Origin of the sequence: Paenibacillus sp. Soil724D2, from assembly GCF_001427935.1 — a bacterium.
Classification (GTDB): domain Bacteria; phylum Bacillota; class Bacilli; order Paenibacillales; family NBRC-103111; genus Paenibacillus_E.
The window spans coordinates 1-25,990 of the sequence record NZ_LMRY01000040.1; the positions used below are offsets into that span (position 1 = coordinate 1).

General features: G+C 41.4%; 25 protein-coding genes and 1 riboswitch. All 25 genes read right to left on the minus strand.

Going from position 1 to position 25,990, the window contains the following annotated elements:
* The coding region (locus ASG85_RS26410) for an IPT/TIG domain-containing protein (RefSeq protein ID WP_060648213.1) at positions 1–2,101 on the minus strand (2,101 nt) is incomplete at its 3' end.
* A gap of 77 nt (positions 2,102–2,178) precedes the next feature.
* Positions 2,179–2,269: riboswitch (cyclic di-GMP riboswitch) on the minus strand.
* Positions 2,270–2,394: 125 nt separating this feature from the next.
* A complete protein-coding gene (locus tag ASG85_RS26415) occupies positions 2,395–2,763 on the minus strand; it encodes a hypothetical protein (protein WP_060648214.1) in 369 nt (122 codons plus the stop codon).
* Positions 2,764–2,765: 2 nt separating this feature from the next.
* A complete protein-coding gene (fliS, locus tag ASG85_RS26420; RefSeq protein ID WP_060648215.1) occupies positions 2,766–3,149 on the minus strand; it encodes a flagellar export chaperone FliS in 384 nt (127 codons plus the stop codon).
* Between the two features lie 9 nt (positions 3,150–3,158).
* Positions 3,159–3,515, minus strand: a complete 357-nt coding sequence (locus ASG85_RS26425; protein ID WP_060648216.1) for a flagellar protein FlaG — start codon at positions 3,513–3,515, stop codon at positions 3,159–3,161.
* Between the two features lie 51 nt (positions 3,516–3,566).
* On the minus strand, positions 3,567–4,523 hold the full coding sequence (fliD, locus tag ASG85_RS26430) for a flagellar filament capping protein FliD (RefSeq protein ID WP_060648217.1): 957 nt from the start codon (positions 4,521–4,523) through the stop codon (positions 3,567–3,569).
* A 234-nt stretch (positions 4,524–4,757) separates the two neighbouring features.
* Positions 4,758–5,576, minus strand: coding sequence for a flagellin (locus tag ASG85_RS26435; RefSeq protein ID WP_060648218.1), 819 nt, complete (start codon positions 5,574–5,576; stop codon positions 4,758–4,760).
* Between the two features lie 162 nt (positions 5,577–5,738).
* Positions 5,739–5,972 (minus strand): carbon storage regulator CsrA, encoded by a 234-nt coding sequence (csrA, locus tag ASG85_RS26440; RefSeq protein WP_060648219.1) that lies wholly within the window; start codon positions 5,970–5,972, stop codon positions 5,739–5,741.
* Positions 5,966–6,400 carry a flagellar assembly protein FliW gene (fliW, locus tag ASG85_RS26445; protein WP_060648220.1) on the minus strand — a complete coding sequence of 145 codons (435 nt, stop codon included), beginning with the start codon at positions 6,398–6,400 and terminating at the stop codon, positions 5,966–5,968. The genes csrA and fliW overlap by 7 nt, the downstream gene beginning before the upstream one ends.
* A 67-nt stretch (positions 6,401–6,467) precedes the next feature.
* Positions 6,468–7,034 carry a DUF6470 family protein gene (locus ASG85_RS26450; protein ID WP_060648221.1) on the minus strand — a complete coding sequence of 189 codons (567 nt, stop codon included), beginning with the start codon at positions 7,032–7,034 and terminating at the stop codon, positions 6,468–6,470.
* Between the two features lie 14 nt (positions 7,035–7,048).
* Complete coding sequence (gene flgL / locus ASG85_RS26455; RefSeq protein ID WP_082588238.1) at positions 7,049–7,963, minus strand: flagellar hook-associated protein FlgL; 915 nt, start codon at positions 7,961–7,963, stop codon at positions 7,049–7,051.
* A gap of 24 nt (positions 7,964–7,987) precedes the next feature.
* Positions 7,988–9,553 carry a flagellar hook-associated protein FlgK gene (gene flgK / locus ASG85_RS26460; RefSeq protein ID WP_060648222.1) on the minus strand — a complete coding sequence of 522 codons (1,566 nt, stop codon included), beginning with the start codon at positions 9,551–9,553 and terminating at the stop codon, positions 7,988–7,990.
* A gap of 12 nt (positions 9,554–9,565) precedes the next feature.
* On the minus strand, positions 9,566–10,066 hold the full coding sequence (locus tag ASG85_RS26465; RefSeq protein ID WP_060648223.1) for a flagellar protein FlgN: 501 nt from the start codon (positions 10,064–10,066) through the stop codon (positions 9,566–9,568).
* Between the two features lie 29 nt (positions 10,067–10,095).
* Complete coding sequence (flgM, locus tag ASG85_RS26470) at positions 10,096–10,374, minus strand: flagellar biosynthesis anti-sigma factor FlgM (protein WP_060648224.1); 279 nt, start codon at positions 10,372–10,374, stop codon at positions 10,096–10,098.
* Positions 10,375–10,475: 101 nt separating this feature from the next.
* Entirely contained in the window at positions 10,476–10,892 is a 417-nt protein-coding gene (locus tag ASG85_RS26475) for a TIGR03826 family flagellar region protein (protein ID WP_060648232.1), read from the minus strand.
* A 115-nt stretch (positions 10,893–11,007) separates the two neighbouring features.
* Positions 11,008–11,790 carry a ComF family protein gene (locus ASG85_RS26480; protein WP_060648225.1) on the minus strand — a complete coding sequence of 261 codons (783 nt, stop codon included), beginning with the start codon at positions 11,788–11,790 and terminating at the stop codon, positions 11,008–11,010.
* Positions 11,791–13,743 (minus strand): DEAD/DEAH box helicase, encoded by a 1,953-nt coding sequence (locus ASG85_RS26485; protein ID WP_060648226.1) that lies wholly within the window; start codon positions 13,741–13,743, stop codon positions 11,791–11,793.
* A gap of 47 nt (positions 13,744–13,790) precedes the next feature.
* Complete coding sequence (locus tag ASG85_RS26490; RefSeq protein WP_057303299.1) at positions 13,791–14,186, minus strand: hypothetical protein; 396 nt, start codon at positions 14,184–14,186, stop codon at positions 13,791–13,793.
* A gap of 69 nt (positions 14,187–14,255) precedes the next feature.
* Positions 14,256–14,981, minus strand: coding sequence for a response regulator (locus tag ASG85_RS26495; protein ID WP_029194926.1), 726 nt, complete (start codon positions 14,979–14,981; stop codon positions 14,256–14,258).
* Positions 14,959–16,146, minus strand: coding sequence for a sensor histidine kinase (locus ASG85_RS26500; protein WP_082562164.1), 1,188 nt, complete (start codon positions 16,144–16,146; stop codon positions 14,959–14,961). Before ASG85_RS26500 ends, ASG85_RS26495 begins: the two co-directional genes overlap by 23 nt.
* Before the next feature lie 94 nt (positions 16,147–16,240).
* On the minus strand, positions 16,241–18,844 hold the full coding sequence (locus ASG85_RS26505) for a stalk domain-containing protein (RefSeq protein ID WP_060648227.1): 2,604 nt from the start codon (positions 18,842–18,844) through the stop codon (positions 16,241–16,243).
* Positions 18,845–19,044: 200 nt separating this feature from the next.
* A complete protein-coding gene (locus ASG85_RS26510) occupies positions 19,045–19,347 on the minus strand; it encodes a hypothetical protein (protein WP_156396833.1) in 303 nt (100 codons plus the stop codon).
* A gap of 187 nt (positions 19,348–19,534) precedes the next feature.
* Positions 19,535–20,740 (minus strand): methionine adenosyltransferase, encoded by a 1,206-nt coding sequence (gene metK / locus ASG85_RS26515; RefSeq protein WP_057303302.1) that lies wholly within the window; start codon positions 20,738–20,740, stop codon positions 19,535–19,537.
* A 333-nt stretch (positions 20,741–21,073) separates the two neighbouring features.
* Positions 21,074–21,346: an alpha/beta-type small acid-soluble spore protein gene (locus ASG85_RS26520; RefSeq protein WP_057303303.1), complete on the minus strand. Its 273-nt coding sequence runs from the start codon at positions 21,344–21,346 to the stop codon at positions 21,074–21,076.
* A 202-nt stretch (positions 21,347–21,548) separates the two neighbouring features.
* The gene (locus ASG85_RS26525; protein WP_060648229.1) at positions 21,549–22,097 is read right to left on the minus strand and encodes a hypothetical protein; all 549 of its coding nucleotides are present in this window, start codon (positions 22,095–22,097) and stop codon (positions 21,549–21,551) included.
* A gap of 205 nt (positions 22,098–22,302) precedes the next feature.
* Complete coding sequence (locus ASG85_RS26530) at positions 22,303–25,302, minus strand: S-layer homology domain-containing protein (RefSeq protein ID WP_060648230.1); 3,000 nt, start codon at positions 25,300–25,302, stop codon at positions 22,303–22,305.
* Between the last annotated feature and the right edge of the window lie 688 nt (positions 25,303–25,990).

The following is a 25,990-nucleotide window of genomic DNA, read 5'->3' on the forward strand; positions in this document are numbered from 1 at the left end:
CTAATAGATTTTTCCCTACTTTCGTATCAGTGATAACTTTCACATCTACTGATCCGAGTCCATCTCCTGCTGGTACGATCACTTTCAAACTAGTTTTACTCATATAGGTTGTTGCAGCAGGTTTACCGCCAATCATAACCTGTGTTACACCATTCACAAAATTTGTTCCACTTACATAGACCAAATCACCACCAGCAATGAGCCCGGAATTCGGTATAATTGTGGATATTGTAGGCGACGGATACTGAACAGCAGTATAGGTATAGGCTCCTGGTAGCGTGAACAAGGCATTGTTCAAATTAGAAACTGCCACATCAACCGTACCTACGGCATCACCTACTGGAACAATGATTGATAATTTCGTTGTTGACATAAACGTAGTGGAGGCTTGTTTGCCGCCAACAAATACAGTCATACCTGACTTGAAGTTTTTCCCAACAATATAGACTAGGTCACCGCCTGTAATAAGTCCCGTATTCGGTGTAACCGTCGTAATTTCTGGATCCGTCTTTGGAGGTGCATTATACGTAAATCCTCCCGGAACAACAACATTTGTTTCATCTGGATTTGTAAAGGTAATATCAACTGGACCAGGCGTTGTTACCATCGGAGAAGTTACTTTTATATAAGATGGATTAACATAGACTACCGATGCAGGAAGATCACCAAATTGTGCAGTGACTCCTTTCATAAAATAGTTACCTGATACGAACACCAGAGTACCACCATCAATAGGCCCGTTATTCGGCTCTATGTTTGTAACAATCGGGTCAGCTTTGTATTGGTAAGGGGCTGACGCTTGTTGAACATCCGGATTAGATACGGTAACATTGACAACACCTTGGGCTCCGGCGGGAGCAGTTACCGTCAATTGTGTGTCACTTACATATACTACATTAGTCGCCGGCATCGTTCCGAAAAGGACGGTTGCCCCGCTTACAAAGTGATTGCCGTTAATGACCACCGTTTCTCCGCCATTTGGATGACCAATATGTTTGTCCAACGACGTGATTTCCGGAGCTGGAAGCTTTACCTTCACACTAACACTCGAAATGGACTTCGATCGGCTTGCACCTGCATAGTCCTTATAAGTTATAACCGAACTCGCTGTTGAGACTGGGAAAGTACCCGTTTTTGTTTTACTTACCGGACGGATTTTATACGTAAATGAAAGGGTGCTATCCTTTAATTCATTAAAGTCCCAAATTAGCGTATTCCCATTTATGGTCGGTTTAGGGATGTTATTGTCAGCTGATCCCGGAACAATTTCAAAATTCGGATCAACAATGTCCATTACTGTAACATCAAAGGCGCTCGCCAAGCCAATTTCTTTGACAATGGCTGCATATATTTCAGCTAATCCGGTTGAACCAAGCACGAAGTGATGATGTGCTGCCGTTGTGGCCATTTCTTTAAGCAGTATGTTCGGTCCGCTTGTATCAGGATCCTCGCTCGGTTTGAGCAGTGCAATCGTATAGGTTATAATACCTGCATCCTTCGCGTCTTGCGCCTTTTGTTTTGCATACCCATATGGATCGTTCGATGGTTGATTGGCCTCCCCATCCGTCATAATGACGATGACTGGCTGCGCTTCGGGGCGATGATCCACCAGCAAGTTTATGGCTGCTTGAATAGCATCGCCAGTCGCTGTCCCACCATTTGCTTGAATTCCATTTATGTAATTTTTGGCAACGTCTTTATCTGTTGTGAAGGGGATGCTACTGATCATATTGGTTGATGAAAAATCGACAACAGCCACCCTGTGCTTTGTCAAATCCATCAAATCAACGAAACCTTTAGCAGCATTCTTTGCATTCGTCATTTTATCTTCACCGTTATTGTAGGCAGGTGCCATACTTCCCGACTTGTCGATGATAAGTACGACATCGTTCGGAACAACTACATTGACTGGCGGGGTACCCGTGATATTCAATGTAACATCAGCTGTATCCTCCGTTGTAATTATCGTCGGGGAAACAGTTTTGGTTACACTCACATAATCATTTACTGCTGCTGCCGCTTCCGTAGTTCTCAGCATCAATCCACTAAAAATCATGCTAAAGGTCAACATCAAAACTAACCATTGCTTCATTCGTCTCATGATTATTCCTCCATAATATTTGATAATATGCAAACAAAAAACAATAGCAGGTTGCTATTGTTTGTATGACCAAACGAATGGGCAACCTGGCGACCTGATCGTCTAAATTAAGCGATTAGACCCATGGCTTTGCGTCACTATATCACTATAGTTTTGCCATTCTATTCTCATTTTCTATATCCTTGGAACTAATTCCTACGTACTATTTTACTATATTTTCTTATTCTTTTTTTCACAAGTATATCTCTAGTACTTCTTACAACATTTACCTTATTTTTCGACAATTATTTCCATCACCGATTTTTATCAATGAAAAAGCCAACATTCTGCTCTTCTTCATAATGATATAGCTCTCGTGAGACTTTACCAGAGTTGATGCGTTGAAGTTGTCCAACCAGAGACTGCTGGGTCGTTTTGAATCTCTCTATATTGTTTTGTTCCATCACTAAACACGCTCTGAGGTATTGTCTCTCATGTTCAGTAAAAGAACGTCTTTCATCCAACAACGTTTCTTCAATTTTTTGCCTCAGTTCAACCTGTTCATTCTGTAAAGAAAGAAGCAAACTTTCGTTTGCCTCTTCATTTAAATCTAAATGGGAAATTTGACCTGTTGTTTCTCTCAGGTTTTCTAACAAGTGCTCCATTGGAGTCGAATGTCTCATACCTATTTCACCTTCTCCGCATTTTTCAAGCTCTTCAACGCCTCATTCCATGTATCACGCAATTCTGTAAACATCGTGACACAATATTGAGCAGATTCGGAATTAAGCTTGACATTAGCTTCGAACAACTTGCTTTGAAGAAACGTATATAAACTGTTTAAATTGTGGGAAATTTCATATTCCATTTTTAGTGTGGATTGAAGCTCTTCAATTATATTCTGTGCTTTTGTAAAATTTGTATGTTTCCCTGCAAAATCTTGTTTCTCCATACAAGTAATACCCTGTTTAATAAAGAGAATACAACCATTATAAAGCATCAAAGTTAATTCTGCTGGGGAGGACGTCTGAACACGGGTGTTTAAATACTGATTCTGTACGTTAAGCATAGAGCGTCTTCACCTCTTCTCGTCGATGATTGCACCCACAGACAGCTCCTGAAGTTTCTCCACCAGTTCGATAAACCTTTCGGACGGAACCTCACGAACAATTTCTTGGGTATCTTTATTTAAAACTTGTACGATTACTTCACCTGTTGATTGGTGTATTTTATACTTAAACTCATGTGGGGTGCCTTGAAGCGCTTTGTTAGCCTTATCAATTGAATCAAGTAAAGCCTTCTCCCCAACCGTTAATATTTGTGATTTGCTCTTGTCCTTGATTTCAATATATTCTCCGGTTGCCTTAATCGGCTCAGACACATCCTTTGTTAAAGCGGGTAATTGAACCTGGGGGAATTTGGATTGAATTTCCAATAGGTTTCCTCCTTCCATATAACAAACTTTAGGAATATTATTGCAGTATAATTAACCCATTTGACTTTGTAACCAGCTCATTTGGGAATTTCCTTTTGCAATTGCAGTCTCCATGGTACTGAACATTCTATAAAAATGGTCTTCTTTCTTGTTAAGCTTTTCTGTCATATCTGAAATTTTTTGAGCGAGATCATAGTCCTTCTTGCCCAGAGACGTATAAGTGCTAGTATACGATCCATTTGCCGAACCAGCCTTTTTCGAAATCTCCGACATCGTATTTCCAGCATCCTCATAGATCCGCTGTGCGATACCTCGATCTGTACCGGTACCGTGTGCCGTGAACAAATTAATTGCTGCTTGTGGATCCGCATCAATAGCTGCTTTTAATTTAGTTGAATCCATGTACAATTTGCCTGCGGTTGAAGTGTCGTACTTGTTATAAGCACCCGTTGTGACTCCAATATCAACAAGCGATTTATATGTCGACGTAATTCCAGTCACCTCTGTAGTCACGTCGGAACGGAAATCCAAATATGCTTTAGACACTATCGTGTCTCCGCGAAGAGAACCTTTTTTTGCTTTGTCTTCCCAATTTTTTATATCATCATCATTCATTGCCTTCTTTTGGTCGCTTGTTAGTGGTTGAAAGCTTCGCTCTACCGTCTCATCTAACTTGGATTTCAATGCAACGCTTGTGTCGTTATAAGTCGAAATAAAACTGCTTATTTTTGCGTAAATAGCATCTTTATCTGCCTGTGTGAAGGCAGGATTTCCACTACCATCTGTCCCTGATGCTGTTGGCCAGTTGTAGTTATACTGTAATTGCTTGCTCTGTTCACTTAATGGATAAATAGCTGTGTTTATTGCACGGTACGAATCCTGCAGCCACTCATTCTTTGTTTTCTGCTTATTAAGATTATCGATCGGCATATTCTCTGCTTTCATTAGCTTACTAACCATGCCATCAATATCCATACCGGAGGACATACCTGTTATTCGCATAACCATCCTGTTCATCTCCTCATTAATTTATTGTCTACTATATTTATCGTACAAGGAAGGCTCATTTATTAGCTTTATATAAAAAAATTCTATAGTTAGTAAAATTAAAAATAAAACCACGCCCAAGTAATAGAAATCATTACAAGAACTCCATGGGTGAAATCATCATAGCGTTTACGTATTCTAACTTGCACTACAAAAAAGAGACCTTCGATTTGAAGGCCTCTTTTTGTTCTTTGATTAACGGAGCAATTGCAGTACGCCTTGTGGTGCTTGATTAGCTTGTGCCAACATCGCAGTGGAAGCTTGTTGCAGGATATTGAATTTCGTGTAACTCATCATTTCAGAAGCCATGTCGGTGTCACGAATACGGGATTCAGCAGCTTGTAGGTTTTCCGCATTTATACCAACGTTATTGTAGACGTGCTCAAGTTGATTTTGGTACGCACCAAGTGAGGAGCGTGCAGTGTTAACTTTAGTGATTGCTGCATCAACTTGTCCACTTGCTGTAATAGCCGCTGCCGCTGTACCAACACCACTAGCAACACCCAGAGTTGCAGTTGTAACATCAATAGTCGACAAATCCATTACTACTTGGTCAGCAGCGCCACCACCCGTTTGAATCGTAAAGGTTGCACTAGCGGAACCGTCCAGAAGAGTAATACCGTTGAACTTCGTGTTTGCAGCAATGGAGTCGATTGCTGTAGTCAAAGATGTGTATTCAGCATCCATTGCAGTACGGTCGTTCGCGTTGTACGTGTTATTTTGCGCTTGAGTAGCAAGTTCTTTCATGCGCGTCAGCATGTCAGAAACTTCGTTCATCGCACCCTCAGCCGTTTGTACAAGGGAAATACCGTCTTGAGCGTTACGCATCCCTTGGTTCATCCCTTTAATTTGCGAGCGCATTTGTTCGGAAATCGAGAGACCTGCTGCATCGTCTGCCGCACGATTGATGCGGTAGCCGGAAGACAATTTCTCACTGGATTTACCTTGTTGTGCATTGTTAAACGTCAGGTTGCGGTGAGAGTTCATTGCGTTAAGATTGTGATTGATAATCATTTGTAATTCCTCCTTGAATTTGTATTCCACATCCATGTGGATTGTATAGGTCTTTGACCTTACATATATTATTTCGGCTGAATCGATTAGAAAGTTTATAGCAATTTAGTTCTTTATCACTATTTTTTTTACCGTTTCAATATTGATTATATAATTATTTATCTAAACATCCTCTAAATTCAGCATTTTTCTCATATTTTCGATATTTGGAAGCTCTGTAAGCGCTTCTCTATTACTCTGTTGAATAGCCTCGAACACTTCCTTACGATAAATTCTGGTATCGTTAGGAGCATTGATCCCTATTTTTACTTGATCACCTTCTATTGATGTGATAAAGACTTCAATATTCTCGCCTATGAGAATAGACTGACCATTTTTTCTTGTAAGAATTAACATGTTACACCCTCAATTTCTTTCTCGTTAAATTTTGGGAATAAAGGTGTTTGGGTACTAAAGTCTCTCGAAGGTGCATGGACAATTTGGCTACCTGATAGATGATTAATGTTTATAACAAGCGGAGCTACCAAGTTCATTGTTGATTTCTCAAATGGTGTCTTTAAAGTTATAATCCCTAGTGCAAGAACTTCTTCGTATGTATTTATTTGCAGCCATGTCTTATCTTTCTCATCCAACTCAAAACTATAGTTCTGGAAAAAAGCAAATGGGTTAGCTACAACAAAACCGATACTTTTTTCTTCTATGCTCTTTAAATAAGCAAATGGTCCCTTTTCATCAATTGTCTCAAATTCAAATAAATCTAAATCCTTAAAACCAAGAATTGAACCTTTAAAGCTAATTATTTTCCCATTTATATAATTAAACATTCTATATCCTCCTTTGCAATAATTTAAGGCAATAGCATTAGCTATTGCCTTAAATTATTGCTGATAACTACTTATACCAATCATAAGAGCTAACATTTATTTCTATTGAATTCTTTTGCTTTACATAAATATCTATATTCCCCGGAGTATAGCTAACCTGAGGTTTCTGAGGCGTGTATTGAATTTCGGCTTTATGAGGCGTAATATTTATTTCTGGCTTTCTCATTTCATAATTTAGCTTCACATTGAGATTTGAAGCCTCACCTACATATTGCAAAGGGTTTAGTTCATTTATTTGGTTTGCGGCAATCTCGGCAAATGGGTTACTAGGATTTATGATCATGGCCATTCGGTTACCATCTTCAACAATCTTACTGATAGATTGCAGTGCTACTGATTGCAGCTGGCTATAAATTTGATTCATCCATTCCAAATGATCGCCTTTCCCTAGTGCGCTCCACGCTGCAGATGAGTCCACGCTTAATTCTCCCTTGGGACTAGTAATTTCCACAGATGCTGCTTCTTGCTTAACTTCTAATTGCCCGCGTGGGGATACTATAGAAAGTTGAGCTTTCTGGGTATCTAATCCAATATGAGCAAAAGTTTGGTGGATAGATAATCGAGGTATGTTCAAGTTGAACCTCCTTATTATCTCAAGAAATCAATCAAGCTGGGTTGGATAATTTTTGCTCCTGTTGATAACGATGCTTGGTATACATTTTCATCCGTTTTTAATTTAGTGATGGTTTCCGCCATATCAGCATCTTCTGTTTTGCTGCTAAGATCAGTAAGATTTACGTCTAAATCCTTGAGTCTGTTATCCATGAGATCTATACGGTTAGCTCGCGCACCTACTTCAGATCGCACCGTTTGAAAATTGTCAAATCGTTTTGATAGATCGGTCATTAACCCCTTTGCCACAGTCAAATTTGCCGGTGTTCCAGGAGGACTTGGAGAGAAAGCATCCTTCAGACCCTTTAAAATCTTAAATAAGTTGTCGTTGTTGCCCGGAGCTCCAAATACTTCATTTCCGGTTTGATTTATTGGGATGGTTATACCAGCAGATACCTGATAGCTTATCTTCTGATCATCCGGTATATCTGATGATGCTGTAGCAATTGAATAGGGTTGTTTATCTGTGAATTGTCCATTAAATGTATACTTCCCATTAAGCTGGTCATTCCCAAGCCCTACCGCCGTTTCATACAATTGTCCCATTTCGACACCAATTGCATCTAGCGCCGACTGTGGATTAGTTCCATTTAGACCTTGAACTGTTAACTCTTGAGCCCTTTGAATGACGTCATTTATTTCTGAAAGAACAGTATCTGTATGATCCACTGAAGATTTAGCAGCATCAATGTTTCTTTGATATTGATCGTTAATGGAAATCTCACTTCGATAACGAAGTGCATAAGTAATTCCTACTGGATCGTCCGAAGGTTTATTGATCTTTCTCCCAGTAGAAAGTTGGTTTTGGCTTACACTCATTCGTTTCACATTATTACTAATATTACTTAGTAACTGTGATTGGATCATTCCTTGTGTCACTCTTAAGACCACTTATAATACCTCCTCTACGTACGATTATCTACCTACTATCCCCATACCGTTAATCACTTTATCTAGCATTTCATCGAAAGTGGTCATAACTCTTGCTGCAGCTGAGTAAGAATGTTGAAACTTAATCATATCGGACATTTCTTCATCCAATGAAACTCCACTTACGGATTGTCTGCGGCTTTCAACTTGGTCTACGAGCGCTTTTTGGTTATCTAATTGGCGGGAGGCTTCTTGAGCCTGTACGCCTAGTTGTCCTACAATGGATCGGTAGAAGTCATCAACTGTTCCTGAATTTAGAATTGCCCCGGAATTAGTCGGATCAAAATTAAATTTAGTGTCCTTCAACTGACTCATCAATAGTGCTAAGGTATTATTTCCTTTTGTAACTGTTTCAGCTGCACCTATTCCATCAGTTCTAAGTGATGTTGCAATTTTTGAAGTGTCATTATCGATTACAGGGTTTAATTGAAAGCTCTCAGCTGTAATATTCGAGAAACCTGCTTTAGCAGTAAAGAAATCCTGAGCGGCTTGAACCGGATTATCTAAAGTATATCCTAATTTATGAAGACCATTTAATCCTTTTACTGTAACCGTTAGATCGCTAGCAAGTTTTCTTGCTGTGCCCGTATAAGTTATATTATTCAATACTGTATTATTAGGCAATACCGACCCCGCAGGTATGGTAATCGTAATGTCACCGTTAGCAATCGAATTTGCTAAAGTATCCAATTGCGTTTGATAGTCAGCCACAAATTTATCTCTAGAGATTATCATGCCTTGTACTTCACCACTATTCAGATTACCTGAAGAGTAGTCGGACATTAATGAGGCTGAGGTGGTCGCATTGACAGTATCACCAGTTACTAAATTTGTATTACCCATATTAATGGTATACCCATCAGGTGTATCAAGAACCTGTACGTTTACAATCTTCGACAAATTATCGGTTAATAAGTCCCTCTGGTCTCTTAAATCATTGGCATCGTCGCCTAAGCTTTCGATTTTTTTGATTTCCAGATTCAAATTCGCAATCGAAGAAGAAACTGAGTTGATTTCTTTTGATTTTAATTCAATATTATTGGTCAAGTCTGATTGTAAATCTTTTAATTTATCGCTTGTAAAATGAAATGCATCTGCCAATGCTATTGCATTTTCTCTAACGATCTTTCGCCCTGCTACATTTTCGGGATCTTTACTCAGGTCTGACCATGATTTCCAAAAATTATCTAAAACTGTTCGGAGTCCCGTATCCGAAGGTTCATTCACTATCGTTTCTAGCTTTTCAAGTGTATCCGACTGGATATTCCAACTTCCAAATGCCTTATTCTCATTACGATACTGATCATCTAGAAATTTTTCGCGCACTCGCGTAATTGAGGTTACTTCGACCCCTGTTCCAAGTTGGCCAGGCGCATTGGAGCGGTTTATGCCAAAGGCTTCAATAGGGATACTTTCGGTCGTATTGGCAACTTGCCTAGAGAAACCAGGTGTGTTGGCGTTAGCAATATTATGTCCCGTCGTGTTAAGTGCTGCTTGTTGCGTGAATAAGCTACGCTTCGCCGTTTCCAGCAAATGAAATGTGGATCTCATAATGGCTCTCCTTTACGCTTTAGTATCGAACCAACCGGTTCTTGCAGACGCTTGATACTGTTGATGAGGATTACTGTATACGGCATCTTGTTCGGGTGTATTCATCAACAAATTTATAGAATAATCAACAAACGATAACGAATGCTCAATTAGATTCTGATTTAACTCATTGATCTGTTTTAATTCCTTAATCTTATTAGATAATTTCTCATGTATATCTGTAAGACTCTTCTTCTCTTCAGCCTTAAAAATTACTTTAATTAAATCACTGACTTTAACTCGTGGGTCAGGCCTATACCCTCTCGATAATAAATATTCGCCAATCAATTGAATTCGAAATTGATTGATTTCCTCAATCCGCTTAATCAATTTGCTCTCTTTAAGGATAATTTGGTTTAATCGATCTACCCGATTGTCAACGAGAACCGGTGTTTTTTCCTTGGAAGTCTCCAATAGGGCATCATGAAGGGCAATTAGCTCCTCTATCGCTTCCACAATGGCTGAAATAGACACTCGTAACCACCTATTCTCTGCAAGATATACTATTTGTTATTACGTATATAAGGGAACAACTTCTCAGCAATTTTGCGGGCTTCTACATGATACGTTCCCGTAGATACGGATTCCTTAAGTTCTTGAATACGTTGGTTTTGTTCGTTACTGCGAACTACTGATGTATTTTCCAGTAATTCTTTGGCCTCAGCAGAGATTTGCACTTCATCTTTTCTTTTTTTCTTTTCCGTTCCGTTTACAGTTCTACTTTCATTGTTTTGCATATATTTATTGATATTTCCAATTCGTTGATTTTCATTGATTTTCATAGGTTACACCTCATATCTCTTTAATGAACAAAAACCGATAATTATTAATACTATTATCGGCATTCGGCATATGAAACTTTATATCTTTCGATGTATGATTATTAATGTCTGTCCTTCAAACGATCTTTGATATTAAAAGCACCCCTGCTATCTTGTGCGTTTAACTCTTTCCTCCGTAGCTCATCCTCTGTATTGTTTCTCACATCTTTAGCTAACTTACTTCGGCAAGATTCGCAAATCGTCTTATCCCTAATCAAAGTACCGCATACTTCGCAAGGGTAGGACAAATTCGGCGCATTCAGTATTGAAATTCGTCCTTCGCGGATGAATTTAGTTATCTGTTTAATCGAAACTTCTGTTGCTTCGCTCAAGTCGTTAATGCTTGTCCCTTTATTTTCACGTATGTACTTCACACATCTCTCATATTGCTGATCTATTTCTTTAACACAATTCGGACATACGTCATTGAAACCTTTAACAAATATTTTCCCACAGCGTGGACAATTAGCTACATTCATGCCCATTGTATGGCCCCCTTCTATTATTCCCATTACCCAATTATTAATTCCAGTTTACAGCAATTCGACAGCGTTTGCACAATAATATTTTTGACAGATGTGGTGGCAATTCCTGCTACCGCGCCCACGTTAGTCCGAATACTTCGGCAGATATGTACTCCCTGAGAACCTTGGCACACTGATTCATAGTGCTTCCAGTCGTATAAACATCATCCACGATATACACAACGTACGAAGCATTCGGGGATTTTCCCAAATAATCATGAATCGACTCATTCACTTCGAAAACATGCTCCAAATCGTCCAGCCGTTCACTCCTCTTCTTGAAGCTTTGTTTATCTGTATGCTTGGAACGCTTAAGAAGAGGTATGACAGGAATCCCTATTCTTTGACCTAGTTCTTTAGCCATCTGCTCAGCTTGATTAAACCCGCGTTCAAGCATTCTACGCTCGCTAACGGGCACGAAAGTGATGAACTCCTTCACAGAATCGGATTCTGCGGAAAAAGTGTCTCTATCCTCATGTAATAAGTGATAAGAGTGTACAAGCATTTGCCCGAGGACCGTCTTAAAACGCTCATCTCCACGATACTTATATCGCGCCAATAATTCCTTCATCGTTTCATCATATCTGACAGCGCTGCGGCTTCTTATAAAATAGGAATGGGGCCTCCGCTGACAATCTGAGCAAAATTCCCCTCGTCCACAAGTTGGACAAAGCGCTTCTCGAATCCACGGAATTCGTGTGTAACACGAATGACAAAGTCCTAATTCATCAACATGGAGAGTGCTATTCTGCTTGCAAAGTAAACATTCTTTTCTGAGCGGACTAAGCAGCGATGCCACCGAACCCATCACTTTTTTAATCAAAATTCTCATATCCAATTGCTGATTGCTCATTCATTTCCCCCTTAATAAATAGCGCTGTTTACGCGCGATGCGATTCATCTGCTTAATTTGTCGAATGGCCTCCTTTTGAGATTGCGTAATTTCTTTTGCTGCAAAATAAACCTTCCCTGTCGGATCTTCCTGCGATCTACCTGCACGCCCAGCCATCTGAACGAGCGCTGCTTCATCGAATAGCTGCGAATCTGCATCCATAATGAATACATCAGACTTTGGTACCGTGACTCCTCGCTCCAAAATCGTTGTTGTAACCAGCACTCGGATCTCTCTGTTTCGAAAAAGCTGGACCTTTTCAGTTCGAGCAAGATCCTTTGATGAAGTTCCTTCAACGGACAGAACAGTTTCACTCATGCCATGGCTTAGTTTAGCCCTTAGAAGACTAACCATTGGCTCAACCAACTGAATGTTGGGGACGAAAACAAACACCTGCGCACCTCGTTCCACCGAGGTCACCAATTTAGCAAATACTGACCTTGGCATTGTTTGTGACTGTACCACTATCCTCAAAGGTGGAACCGAAATCAAAAGAGGAACAGGCAATGGATGCCTGTGAAAGCGCACCGGCACTCGAACATGCGGTAATCGCCCCCTCTTTACAGCGAGCCTTACAGCTCTCGGCGGTGTGGCTGAAAGCAAAATATTCGTTCCGCTTGGCTTACAGACTTTAGCTGCCGCATAAGTAAGCATGGGATTGTTATGATAGGGAAAAGCATCGATCTCATCGATAATGACAAGGTCAAAGGCCTCATGAAATCGCAGCAGCTGATGGGTTGTCGCGATCGTGATCTGCCCCTGCTCCCAGCGCTGCTCGCTTCCACCATACAGTGTCACCACACTGTAATCGACAAATGCGCGTCCTATTCGCGGTTGCAGCTCCAGGACCACGTCTTTGCGTGGTGTCGCGATAAGTACACGCCCTCCTCTCGCAACGGTGTGATGGATTAATGGAAAGATCATCTCCGTCTTTCCCGCGCCGGTAACCGCCCAGATTAGAAACCTCCGAGGCATCCGGTTGTTCCTTTCTGCTTGTGCTTTTGCTCTCGCTCTTGCCCTCGGTCGCCTAACCTCTGCCATCTCCCCGCTTATATAGCGTAGCCCCTCCAGAGACGCCCTCGCTTGTGCATCACTCAGCCCCCATGGCTCCAAATAGGTACGAAAATGCTCAGATGGAGCACTTCTCTCCTGGTCACTATGTCCCCAACGAGACTCCACCACTCCCTTCCCAGCTGGCTCTATCTCCTCCGACCGCCCAAGAATAAGCAAAGAACAAAACCGCGACCTCCCCATGGTCAGGCACTCCTCACAATATGGACACGCTTGTCCACAATGTAGGCAGTCCGACCAAAACATGCGCTTCTCACCACTACCACAGCGCTTGCAGCGATAAGTCAGCATTTTCCGAAATCCTTTGCGCCAATCTCTGCGCTCCACAATCCCCAGTCCATTCCCCACTTCTAAGTCACCGTTGAGATGACCCAATTGCAAGTAAGATAACCAAGCATCCTCAGGGTGGAGATCTACTCCAGCAGCCTCCAAAAGCTGTTGGAATTCCTCAATAAGCAGCGACCTCCCGCTGCAAGCTTCGACAATCTTGGCGTATACCGTGGCATTCAACGGTATTCTTAGAGACATTCCTTGCCTCCAGATTGCATAGCGAATCATTTTCATATCCGAATCATTACCGTTCGGTATCTCACATTCTTTTGCTATCAGACGAAAACGCTGCAGCGTACTCCCAACATCCGTCTCGAATTCGAATGAACGCTCCCCTTTCAGCCTCTGAAGCAACCGCACACCCTGCCCTAACGAAATAAAAGGTTCGAACAGTACGAGGCCGGCGTCGGCTGCGTATTGCTCGAACCAATATTGGATGTCCGTCTGCGAGTGAATCGTTAATCGCCACTCCCATTCTTTTCCCAAACAAACTGCGTAAAGTTGAACCTTCATTCCTCACCTTACTCTCTTTGTAAACTAAGTATTTGAAACCATTGCCTTCAACCGACATGGATCTTCACTAGATCTTCCCTACTGCTTAGATGAACCACAGTCACGGGCTCATTATCGTGTTGACGTAAATAATGGTCAACCGCATCATAATCCGTCTGATATCGCAGCTCTAGCGAATGGCTATGGGATAAGCGCTCAATGATTTTCCTCGTATCGTCGGACGATCCTTCATCGAATATCGTTGCCTTCACTTCGTTGCCCTTAAATCGCGAGAAGAAAAACAAGGAGCGAATATACCATTCAATTTGATTTTGATTATTTTTGGTGACGAGCAGCACATTAGCCGTTTTCTTGCTTCCACCTCTGCGAGTTCCGAGCAATAAATGGAGCACAGCAATGCTGATTCCGTAGCAACCTAAGATCCAAAGCAATCCAATCCACATAGCGGGTCCCTCCCTTACCTGCAGTGTATGCTGCAAAGTTAAGGGGGGTTCCTTATCGTAAAATGGAGATTACAACGTTACCCAACCATTTTTGATTGCTATAATAACCGCTTGTGTACGATCATCAACTTCCATTTTTTGGAGAATGCTGCTGACGTGGTTTTTCACTGTTTTTTCACTGATATAGAGGAACTCTCCAATCAGCTTGTTGCTTTTACCTTCCGCCATAAGACGAAGAACTTCTGCTTCTCGCTTGGTTAACGGGCTATTTGCATTATGTATGTATTTAAGACCTGAATCTTTGACGCCTTGGCCGGAACCAACTACACCCACATCATCCAAATAGGTCATACGTCTAAGCTGATTAATCAGCTTGCCAGTAACCTTCGGGTGAATGTAAGCATGACCCGCCACTACGGAACGAATCGCATTAATGAGCGACTCCGCTTCCATATCCTTCAGCAAATAACCTGAAGCCCCTTTGCGAAGAGTTTCGAATACATAGCTCTCATCATCATGAATGGATAAAATGATTACTTTGATATCCGGAAAAATAAGCTTAAGCCGTTCGGTCGCCACAACGCCGTTCTCAAGCGGCATATTAATATCCATGAGAACAATATCCGGCGTGATTTGATTACACAGCTCAATAACCTGGATACCATCACCGCACTCGCCGATGACTTCCATATCATCTTCCATATTAATAATCCGTTTAACACCTTCGCGAAACAGCTGATGATCGTCCGCAATGACAATATGCACATTGCGTTTATGACTCGCCGTGTTGTCCATTCTGTTTTTCCTCCTTGTTCTCTCCAACGCCGCCGATAGGGATTAGCATCGTAATTTTTGTACCTGAATCTTTTTCGGACTCTAGAACCATCGTGCCTTCCAGCAGCTCAACACGCTCACGCATGCCCAGCAAGCCGAAATTATTTCCCTTGGCTATTCTTTGTTCTGTCTGCGGCACGTCGAAACCGATCCCGTTATCCACCACGTAGATTTGCACTTGATCCGGCTCCAGTGTGAGTTCAACAGATAGGAAAGTAGCTTTCGCATGCTTATTTACATTAGATAAAGCTTCCTGCACAAGTCGGAAAATAGCAATTTCAAGCCCAGACGGAATGCGAGTCTCCTTGCCAACGAGATTAAACTGTGTGCGAATTCTATGCTTTTCTTCGAAATCCTGTACATATTTACGCAGTGTCGGAACGATTCCTAAGTCATCGAGCGCCATCGGACGGAGGTTGAAGATGATCTTACGAACTTCTTCAAGCCCCCCTCTGACTTGACCCTTCAAATCTACTAATTCTTCCTTCACCGCGGGAATATCCTCTTTTACAAGCATACGCTGGGCAATTTCAGTTCGAAGCACAACATTCGCCAAGGTTTGAGCCATGCCATCGTGAATTTCACGCGCAATACGCTTCCTCTCTTCCTCTTGGGCCAAAATAATCTTCAAACCGAGTAATTGCCTGTTCTTAGCGGATTCGAGTATACGAGTCACCTGATTGAGGTCGCCCGATAAATATTCCAGTACCACATTCATTTGCGATACGATTGTTTCTGCTCGCTCAACTTGCTTGTCCACATTTTTCGTGCGAACCTGCAAATCATTGCGCCGTGTTTTAAGATTATTTTCTTTTTCCCTAGCAATTGTCAGCTGTAATTGAAAAGCAATCGCGGCTTCATAAGCAATCTTGATATCTTCCTCACGGTACTTGTTGAAATCACGACTGACCTCCGTAAGTCGAATACGAGATCGCTTGTAATCCTTTTCCAAATTGTCAACCAGCTCGATAGTAACACTCGTTTCATACTTAATATCTTCGAGCTCGCGAGTAAGTGACTCTTTTTCCAAACGAGAAGCTTCAGCGATTTCAAACATTTGATACTTGCTGCTCTCCATGACGTTAATTGCGTTTTTAATGACACGATCTATAGCGTCTGGCTGCAAATGAAACGAGCTCCTTTATAAAACAATATTAGAAATTAGTCTACCCCATATTGTATCATAGTTCTACCCGTTTGCCGTGTACTTCTAGCACTATTTATTCGATTGTAATCCCATAATTTTTAGGTTCCCAGCCTACTTTAAAGCCTAATTTCTCTGAAATGAGTCGCAAAGGCACCATCGTCACATTATTCATGATTTTTGGAGACACTTCAGCGGTCACACGATCTCCGTTTACAAGCAGATCAGCGTTATCAATCCACAGGTCAATTAGCTTGTCACCTCGCACGACGGTTACCTTCCGTTCTTTGTCATCCCACTTCACATTACCGCCTAATGCTTCTGTTACGAAACGAAGAGGAACCAACGTATTATCATTCACAATCGTCGGAGCCTGCTCCAATGTATAAGATTTATCATTCAATGTCGCTTGTTTCTTATACACATTCAATTTTATCGTATTTTTCGGCAGAGCGGCTAGCTGTCCTTTGTAAATGAAAGAAATATCATCAATATTAATTTTCCCTTTTGAGGCCCTTTCATCCTGTCCATTCGCTGGATTAGCGACATAAACACTTTTGATCTTGATCGGGAATTTGAGGTCAGACACATCAGCCGTTACCTTGCGCCAGCCTGTCCAGTTCATATTTTCAGTAAAACTTACGTAATTCAACTTACCGTTCGCATCAATGATTTCTGCACGCACCCAGTTAAAGCTTCCGTCACCGAGCACTTTAGCTGTAATAAATTCCGGTTCGCCTTCAATCGGAGCACCATTCATCCCATTGAATCTAGCATAAGCTGCTTTCGTACCTGTTCCTTTTGTAAAATCATACGAGATTTCCAGACTCTGATTACCGCTAACTGGTACAATATTTACAGCTGAAACAACTTCTGCCGGGTACTTATCACCTGTTGTCATAACCGCAAATTTATCTAGATCATACCAAACCTTTTCCTGGCCAACAGGCAGGGTAACCATCGTGCTATAACCATCATATCTCGCAATAACCTGAGCAGCCTGAGAGCCCGAAGCGCTATCCACATGAAGAACACCGTCTTTCAAAGTCCCTTTAACCCCACTTAGCTCCCAAGTCGCAGATGCCGCTGGCAATTCACGTGTTGCGCCACTCCTAGTCGTTACAGATATAGGTAGCTTGAAATCCCCACCTTCTGTAAGTGAAAAGGCTCCTGAGTTAAATTTCATCGAAGTAATCTGATCTCTTCCTACAACCTCGACATCCATCGATGCTGAACCTTTGCCTGACTTGGCAATGATTTGGGTCTTACCTGGTAATGTCGCTGTATATACATTATCTTTGAACGCTCCATTCGTCGTGGAACTACTCCACTGTGGAACAATACCCTCTACCGAAATCGGATTATAATAGTCATCATAAGCTTTAAATTGATAAGTGCTGGATTCATTCATGAATAAAATATTTTGACCTTTTAAAATAAGTCCCTTCAAATCGCCCTTCGGTGCCGTCGAATACACACCCACACCATTTACAACGGAACGCTGATTGCCATTCTCTGTTTTATTAACAAGCTTCGGATCAAAATCTCCGAGTGGTCTTGAAACCATCTGCGTCGATCCCCCGCCATCCAGGACCATCCCTCTCCAAACGCCAGCACTAATCATAAACTGCTGAAGCTCCGGGAGCGTCATTCCTGCACTGCCTGCACTACGATCTGAAGTAATAATATAAGCTGTCTTCATATCCTTGGAGTAGCCTATTGCTGTTCGGGAACGTGGGCTGTAGCCACTGAAATCTCCAATATTACGTGTAAAATAACTCGGCTTCGCCTCATCCACTAGCAGTGTGCTGCCGCCAATCAGCATTTTAAAATTCTTCCAATCATACGTCTTAGACGCATCATGCGGGACCATATCATATTTGGTGGTGATCTTATCTCCGACTTTGAGGTGATTTACGATAAACTCCCTGGCTAGACCAGAGCCTCTGAGGATATAGCCATCTGCAGGAGCAACCATTTTAATATTCGTATCTACGGCAATTTCCTTAACTACATCATTCTGTATGAGTGCTTCTGTTGGAACATGGGTTCCATCTACCGCACGCTGCGTTAAAGCCCAAGCATCCGTATAGAGGAAAAGTCCATCTGCGATCATCGCGACATCATTGTCGTCCCAATAATACGTTTTGTTCACACCGCCAAGCTCAAAAGAAATCCCATCCTTCGCCGTCACCCTGCCTTGAAAATCAAAAATATCAATAATCGGTTGATTACTCTTCGTAATTGCAAAAGAATAAAGTCCAGATATTTTCGCTGGGGTCGCCATTACTTGACCATTCGTGATTTGCGCTCCTTCCGGAACACCTTCCGCTTGTGTATTGAAGAAATCCCCATTCACACCTGCCACAGCACCAGTATCCTTCACCATCCCCAGAACACTCTGGTTCTTTGTGAACTGATTCTTCGTTCCAGCCATTGCGTCTATCTTCACGTTCGGATTCGTCAAATCGACCTCTACCACATTCGCGTTCACCGAAACGTCCTTATTGCTCCTAGTTGTCGTCCAAATGTAATTCTTCATAATTGCACCAGATGTAATCGTCTCCTGCGAACTAAGTGTCAACGTCGGCCCTGCCGCGTTTACCGTAGTCCCCGCAACCAATTGCCATACCAATGCGCAAGCCAGCGCACCCATTCCTACTTGCTTCTGTACCGTCATGTTGCTTTTCCACTCTCCTCTTTCAGTCTAAGACTAGTATCTATCTTTTCGGATATCTATTAGACTCTTAAACTAGTGAAAAAGTTACGATCTGAGAGAAGTTGTATTTATACGTCAAAAATATGGCGAAAAACAGCAATAAAAAAGAGAGCACGACCCTATTCGGATCTGCTCTCTGCTTGAGATGCATAACATGTATATTAAAGGATACGTTTTATTTTAGCTTCATGTTCAATCGAACGTGCGGATAAGAGCTCGATAATCCTATGCTGCTGCTCTTGAATTACTTCAATTCTTTTCACGGTTTCATTTGTTTCCAGTACAGCTTGTTTAATTTGAGCTTGTTCTAATTCCAATCTGTCCAATCGATTGTCGATTCCATCTAATCGTCCATCGATACTGCCTAGTCGATTGTCAATTCCATCTAATCTCTCTATTACTGGTGATAATTCAGCCCTAAGTAACGCGGTTAGTGTATCTTTCAATTCACTCTCCAACATCATCACTCCCGATCCATTTACTTAATCTGTTTTACGATTATACCATAATAATTGACCCTCATGCATCTTCCGACTACATATATATTATACCATATAAAAGGAAGTATACGAATATTTGTTCTTGTGTATTTGATTTCTAGTTATTACGAAATGCAAAAAAGTCGCCCAATAAGGACGACTTTCATTAATTTTAAACCAATGCTTGTGTTTTCAAAGACTCAGCTTTATCTGTACGCTCCCAAGGAACATCCAGATCATTACGGCCGAAGTGACCATAAGCAGCTGTTTGACGGTAGATTGGACGACGCAGGTCAAGCTCTTTGATGATGCCCGCAGGACGAAGGTCGAAGTTAGAGTGGATCAGCTCAACGAGCTTCTCTTCACTTACTTTACCTGTACCAAAAGTATCAACAGCAATGGACACTGGACGAGCCACACCAATTGCGTAAGCTAATTGAACTTCACATTTTTCAGCAAGTCCAGCTGCTACGATGTTTTTCGCAACATAACGAGCTGCGTACGCACCGGAACGGTCAACTTTCGTTGGATCCTTACCAGAGAATGCGCCACCACCGTGACGAGCGTAACCACCATAAGTATCAACGATGATTTTACGACCAGTCAAACCAGCATCCCCTTGAGGTCCGCCAATTACGAAACGGCCAGTTGGGTTAATGAAATAGTTTGTATTCGCATCCAACAAGTGAGCTGGAACGATTGGGTTAATAACGTGTTCTTTAATATCTTTTTGGATTTGCTCCAAAGTAACTTCTTCGCCGTGCTGTGTAGACACAACAATTGCATCAACACGAACTGGTTTATCATCGACATACTCAACTGTAACTTGTGTTTTACCATCAGGACGCAGGTATGGAAGAGTTCCATTTTTACGAACTTCTGTCAAACGACGAGCCAATTGGTGAGAAATCGAGATTGGAAGTGGCATAAGCTCAGGTGTTTCGTTAACCGCGAATCCGAACATCAGACCTTGGTCACCAGCACCGATTGCTTCAATTTCCTCATCAGACATCGAACCTTCTCTTGCTTCAAGAGCTCTGTTAACACCTTGTGCAATGTCAGGGGATTGTTCATTCAAAGAAACGAGAACCGCACAAGTTTGGGAGTCAAAACCATACTTTGCACGCGTGTAACCAATTTCCTTAATTGTTTGTCTAGCGATCGCTTGAATATCCACATATTCAGAGCTTGAAGTAATCTCACCGATTACCAAAACCAAACCAGTTGCTACAGATACCTCACATGCTACACGAGCATTCGGATCATTGGCAAGAAATGCATCCAATACCGAGTCAGAAATTTGGTCACAAATTTTATCCGGATGACCTTCTGTTACGGATTCGGATGTAAATAAACGACGTCCACGTACTTGCGCCATATCATTCATCCTCCTAATATCATTTAGTATGTTTGAAAAGCTTCTACACGATGCCTCTATATGAAAAAAAAGTGGGCCCGGCTTTAGCGGCAGCTTTTCACGCCAAACGGAATCCCTCTTTTGCGCTCAAGCGCTGACAAGATCCTTGAATTCCGCAATGGTAAAAAATAAAATACAAACAGTAATTCATGAATAAAGACAACAAAAAAATGAACCTTTCCCGATTGGAAAAGGTTAAATTAAATATTGACCTTCAATTAGTTATCTTACGTCATTTGTCGTCTAGTGTCAATGCAGCAAACCGTGAAGAAATTATGAATAATTCCTCAAAATCTATAAAGAAAATAGCGCTTCTTCTGCCCTCTGAATCAGTCTTTTAGTAATCGTTCCTCCTACTGCTCCAGCATCCCGCGATGAGATATGCCCCCAATAGTCTTCTTTCATAGAAGAAGAAGGAATCGAACCCAATTCCGTCGCAAACTCCGTATCCGCATGAAGCGACATTTGTTTACCGACAGGCAAACCTAATTCAGCAGCAATTTCATACTTTAAAATATCTAATGCCTTTTTTGATTCAGGAACCACTTTATTATTGTTTCTAGCCATAACAAACGCCTCCTTAGAGTTTTTGTTGTGATTACGACACTCCATAAGCTATTGCCGATGATGTGAGTACACCACTAGTATGGCTAGATTCCTGAAGTCGAACCGCATAAGAACTTGTCAGATTGGGTAAAATTATGGAGAAGTCCTTTATCGAAAGACGGCCAATGAACAAACATTTTTGTTGTGAGATTCTCAAAAAACTTTATTGAGCAGCCTTACTTCCGTCAGCATTCAATAATAAATAGCTTCCTCGTACCATGACAAAGATGTCCGCCGTATTTTTCGGCGATGGCTTAATACCGCGGCCTTCGGCCGGGAAGATCAAAAGATGATTCAGCGCGACTTCTGTCCCTGCTGGCAGATCTTTGCCTCCCGTAACATCCGGGATGCCATTTTCATCGTTGCTCACGGCGAGTACCCTGCCTGTTCGCACGATAAACTCGGCGCCAGCACCGGCATAAAGCGTTTGTCCATTTTGCAATTGGACAACCTTCATTGTCGCTGGCGTTGAAGAGCCCGTGCCTCCGTTGCTCCCGCTAGGCTGGCCTCCGCCAGCATTGGCCGCGATCGCGGAGGCAACAAGCTCCTTCACCTTTGCTTCGCTTAAGGTGTTCTGATCGAAGTAGCTCTTTGTGATCACCGGGTCGGTGGACGAGCCGGGGGTTGGGGCTTCGGCGATAGACACCGATATCGCCAAACTTGAAGTAATTAGTACAGCGATAATAGCAAATATATTTTTATAAAAAGACATTACAGATTCCCTTTCTTGAGTACCAGCTTTGTTATTTACAATTCATTCTTTTCCATTAGTGCTCGTGTATCATTAGCAACAATTTTAAGAGCTGGAAGACAAATTGCGCAATAGCCTTTGCCGCCTTCTATGGCTCTGAAAAGAACTTAAACATTTTTATGTCAAAAAAAATAAGAGGGCATAAGCCCTCTTATCTCTTTAAATATTAGCGAGTAACAATTGTGCTTACGGATTTACCGCTAGGAGCAATTGCTTTAAGAGTAAACTCCTTAACATTCGTTCCGATCGTAATCGTTCCATCAGCGTTAAGAGTTACTGCATTATCAGTACCTGTGCTGCTTGTCAGCTGGATACTTGATACTGAGAAGCGAATTCCCAAGAACTTGTCGTATTTAACAATGTTGTTGTTACCCAAGTCAGAAACAGAGTCATAGTTATATTCTACGCCATAATTATCTGTTACTTTCAATTCCATTGTAGTGTATACATTACTAGTGTATGCTTTTGCTGCTTTAGCGCTCAAGGAAGCAACAGCTACAGCATCGCTCTTAACTTTTACACTAACTGTTTGGTCTTTGATTTCTCCAGAAGCTGTTTTGAACGTAACAACTACAGTTGCATCACCTGCTTTGTTACCTACAACTTTACCTTTTCCAGCGTTATAAACAGCCGCTACAACACTAGTGTTGGAAGACGAAATACTAGTTACAACGTCGCCAGGTACAGCAACTGTTTTACCGCCAGCATCTTTAGCTGTAATACTAACTTCGCGTCCCATACCACTGTTATACGGATTCACAGCAAGTTTATCATTAGCAGGAGTAATTCCACTATCAATTGCAGCAAAGAGGTCGCTCACAGTATTTACACTATAAGTCAACTTTTCGTCTGCTTTCGCAACTACTACTTCTCTAGACTCGGAATCAATTTCCTTGCCGTTGAAAAGTAACGTTGCAGTAAGTTTCACAGAACCTGAAGCGCCAACAGCTGTTTTAAATGTAAAACCTTTGTTGAATGTTTCAAGCTGTGTGTTATTGTAGTTTGCAGTAAGAGCAGAAGCATCTTTGTTAACTACGGATACTCCAACAGTTCCAATTGCATCATATGTTGCAACAGTAACGCTGTATCCAGTGTTAAGCACTTTATCTACTTTTTCACCATACTGGTCTTTAATAACCCAGATTTGATCTGTGGAAGCTCCTGCAATTGCTTTTTCTTTAGAAGCAGTATCCAAAGCAATTGTTTCTGCTTTACGAGCTTCATTAATTTTGAAGTTTTTGTTAACGTAGCTATTTACGCCAGGAGCTACGATCGAAGCACTTACGTTCATATAGCCATTTGCAAGACCTGCATCAATGCTAGCGATTCTGATTTTACCTTTGTTTTCACCGCTTGTTTGAAGCGTTGTATTGCCTGCGCTGCCAATAACATTGATAATGCTTGCATTCTCAATAACTTCATCAGCAGTCAACTTGTTACCTTCTTCGTCGTAAACATTGATTGGAAGGAACTTCTCACCGTCACCTGCAGCAAGCGTGCCACTGAAGTCACCGAACTCGATTTTCTTAGCAAATTTGGAAGATTTCACAGCAACTTTCGTTGTTGCTGAAGACGCACCAGCATATACAGTAACGTTGAAGTCGCCGCTAGTGCTGGATTTTTCAGTAAGGCCAAATACTACTTTATCAAATTTCTTTTCTGTAGCCACCAAAGCTTTTTCATACGGAGTAACGATTACGTTAGGAATGTTCGATACAGAACCTGCATCTTCTTCTGAAATAATGTTTCCGTATTGATCATGTTGGTACAGATTAATTGTTGCAGTTTCACCAACAGAGGAGATCACTTTGTTGGAGTTGGAGTAAACAACTTCACCAAGCTCAAGCTTAGTTGCGTATGGTGCAACACCAACTTTAAATGTTTTGTCAGCAGAAACGCGGGAATCATTGTTAAAGATATTAACTGGAACTACGCTATTTCCTTGAATAAGTCCGTTAGAACTATCATTAACGTTCAACGTAAGAACGAGCGTACCATCATCATTCTTTTTCAAAGAGTTAGTTACGTTACTAGTAAATACTGTGTAGTTACCAGCAGAGAACGAAGCATTTTCACCGTATTGGTTGCTTGCTTTGATCTTGATGCCAACTTTTTTACCGTAAGCAATCGTGTCGCTTGCGTTAACAAACTCAATTTTGTTTACTTTCTCGTCAGTAGCTTCGAACTCAGCGGATGCTTTTTCAACAGCTGCTGCATCAAGACCAGACACAGTTGCAGTGTACTTGCCTTCTGAAACTTTAGTGTCTTTCAGAGTAAGCGTTGCTGTTTTCTTATCTGCAGACCAAGTTCCTTTAGCATCTGTCAGAGTTACGGAAGAAGTTCCTTTTTTCAGTTCAAAAGTTGCTTTTTCAGTGTCAACTGGTTTGTTGAAAGTTACTTCAACTTTTTGTACTCCAGCAGCTTTAGCGCCAGTTACGGATACTTTACCAGCTGGTACATATTGAGCTTTCGCTTCATAAGCACCTGTCAAAAGAAGGTCGCGAGTTGCATTAGCTTGACCACCGAATTTACCATCAGCACCTGCAGGAAGAAGTTTCAATTCAAGAGCCAATGCTACATAGCCTTGTGCCCAACCAGAAACAGTTGTATCAGTACCTGTTTTTGCTTTTGCTTCAGCATCTTTACCCAGTACGCGAACCAAGAAAGTAGCAAGTTGTTCTTTTGTAACTTTACCAGCTGGGTTGTATTCACCTTCAGCATAACCATCAGTTACACCAGCAGTTTTCAAAGCTTCGATGTAAGGAAGTGCGTAGCCATTAGCTGCGTCGTCAACTTTAACATCGGAGAAGCTGGAAGTTTTAAGATCTTTGTTTACTTCAAGAGCTGTAATCAAAGCTGCAACTTTCGCGAATTGAGCACGGTTCATTTCGTCTTTAAGACCAAATGTAGTTTCACTCACTCCATCAAAAATACCTGCGCTGATCAAAGCATCAAACTTTGCTTTTGTAGCTGCGTCAAGATCTTTAAGATCTGTGAAGTCAGCGGATGTTTTACCGAATGCTACGGAAGAAAACATGGATAATGCCATTGCTGTGGAAAGAATTACTGATAAACTTTTTTTCATAACCTTTTTTTCTCCTCCTTGAATATCTTTGGTTTTATTTTTTAGGTTGAATCTAACAATATTTGAGCTCGATTTACTCATTGTTTGGTTCACCCCCTTTCCAGAGTTAGAGCATAATATAACTAAGTTCGCTTGCAGCCCGAACAGCTGCATTGGAAACTAGTAAACTTTAACTAGAAAAATAGAAACTCACACCATTTTACATTATACACTGGTCGAATAGCGTCGTAAAGATTTATTTTATTAATAGTAATAATGGATAAATAAAATATTAAGTTTTCTTTGTTTCAAAGTATTAAACGCATAGCTCACGAAAAAGTTGCGGTTTAGGAAAAAAACTTTTAACTTCTTTTGTACGCCATTGCCTTCTCACTATTTTCAGATACATAACGAGCAGGTATGATTACTGCTTTTCTTCGTATTGTACAGTTTTTTATATATCAACTGGGCCACAAAATCAATGTATGTACTATCATCCAACAGCGAATTCATTGATAAGTATATTCCAGATGAGTAGAAAGCAAAACGACTGCATCCAATAGTCGGATGCAGTCGTTAGTGCATTATTATTCAGGCTACTTACTGTGTCACTATATAACGTTTCTCACCCTAGGCATCACCTATATCTTAGGGAGTAGGAATAGTAACAATTGTGCTCACGGTTTTACCATTAGGAGAAATTGCTTTAAGCGTAAACTCCTTAACGTTAGCGCCAACATCGAAAGTTCCATTGCTTGAAACAGTTACTGCATTGTCAGTACCTGCGCTA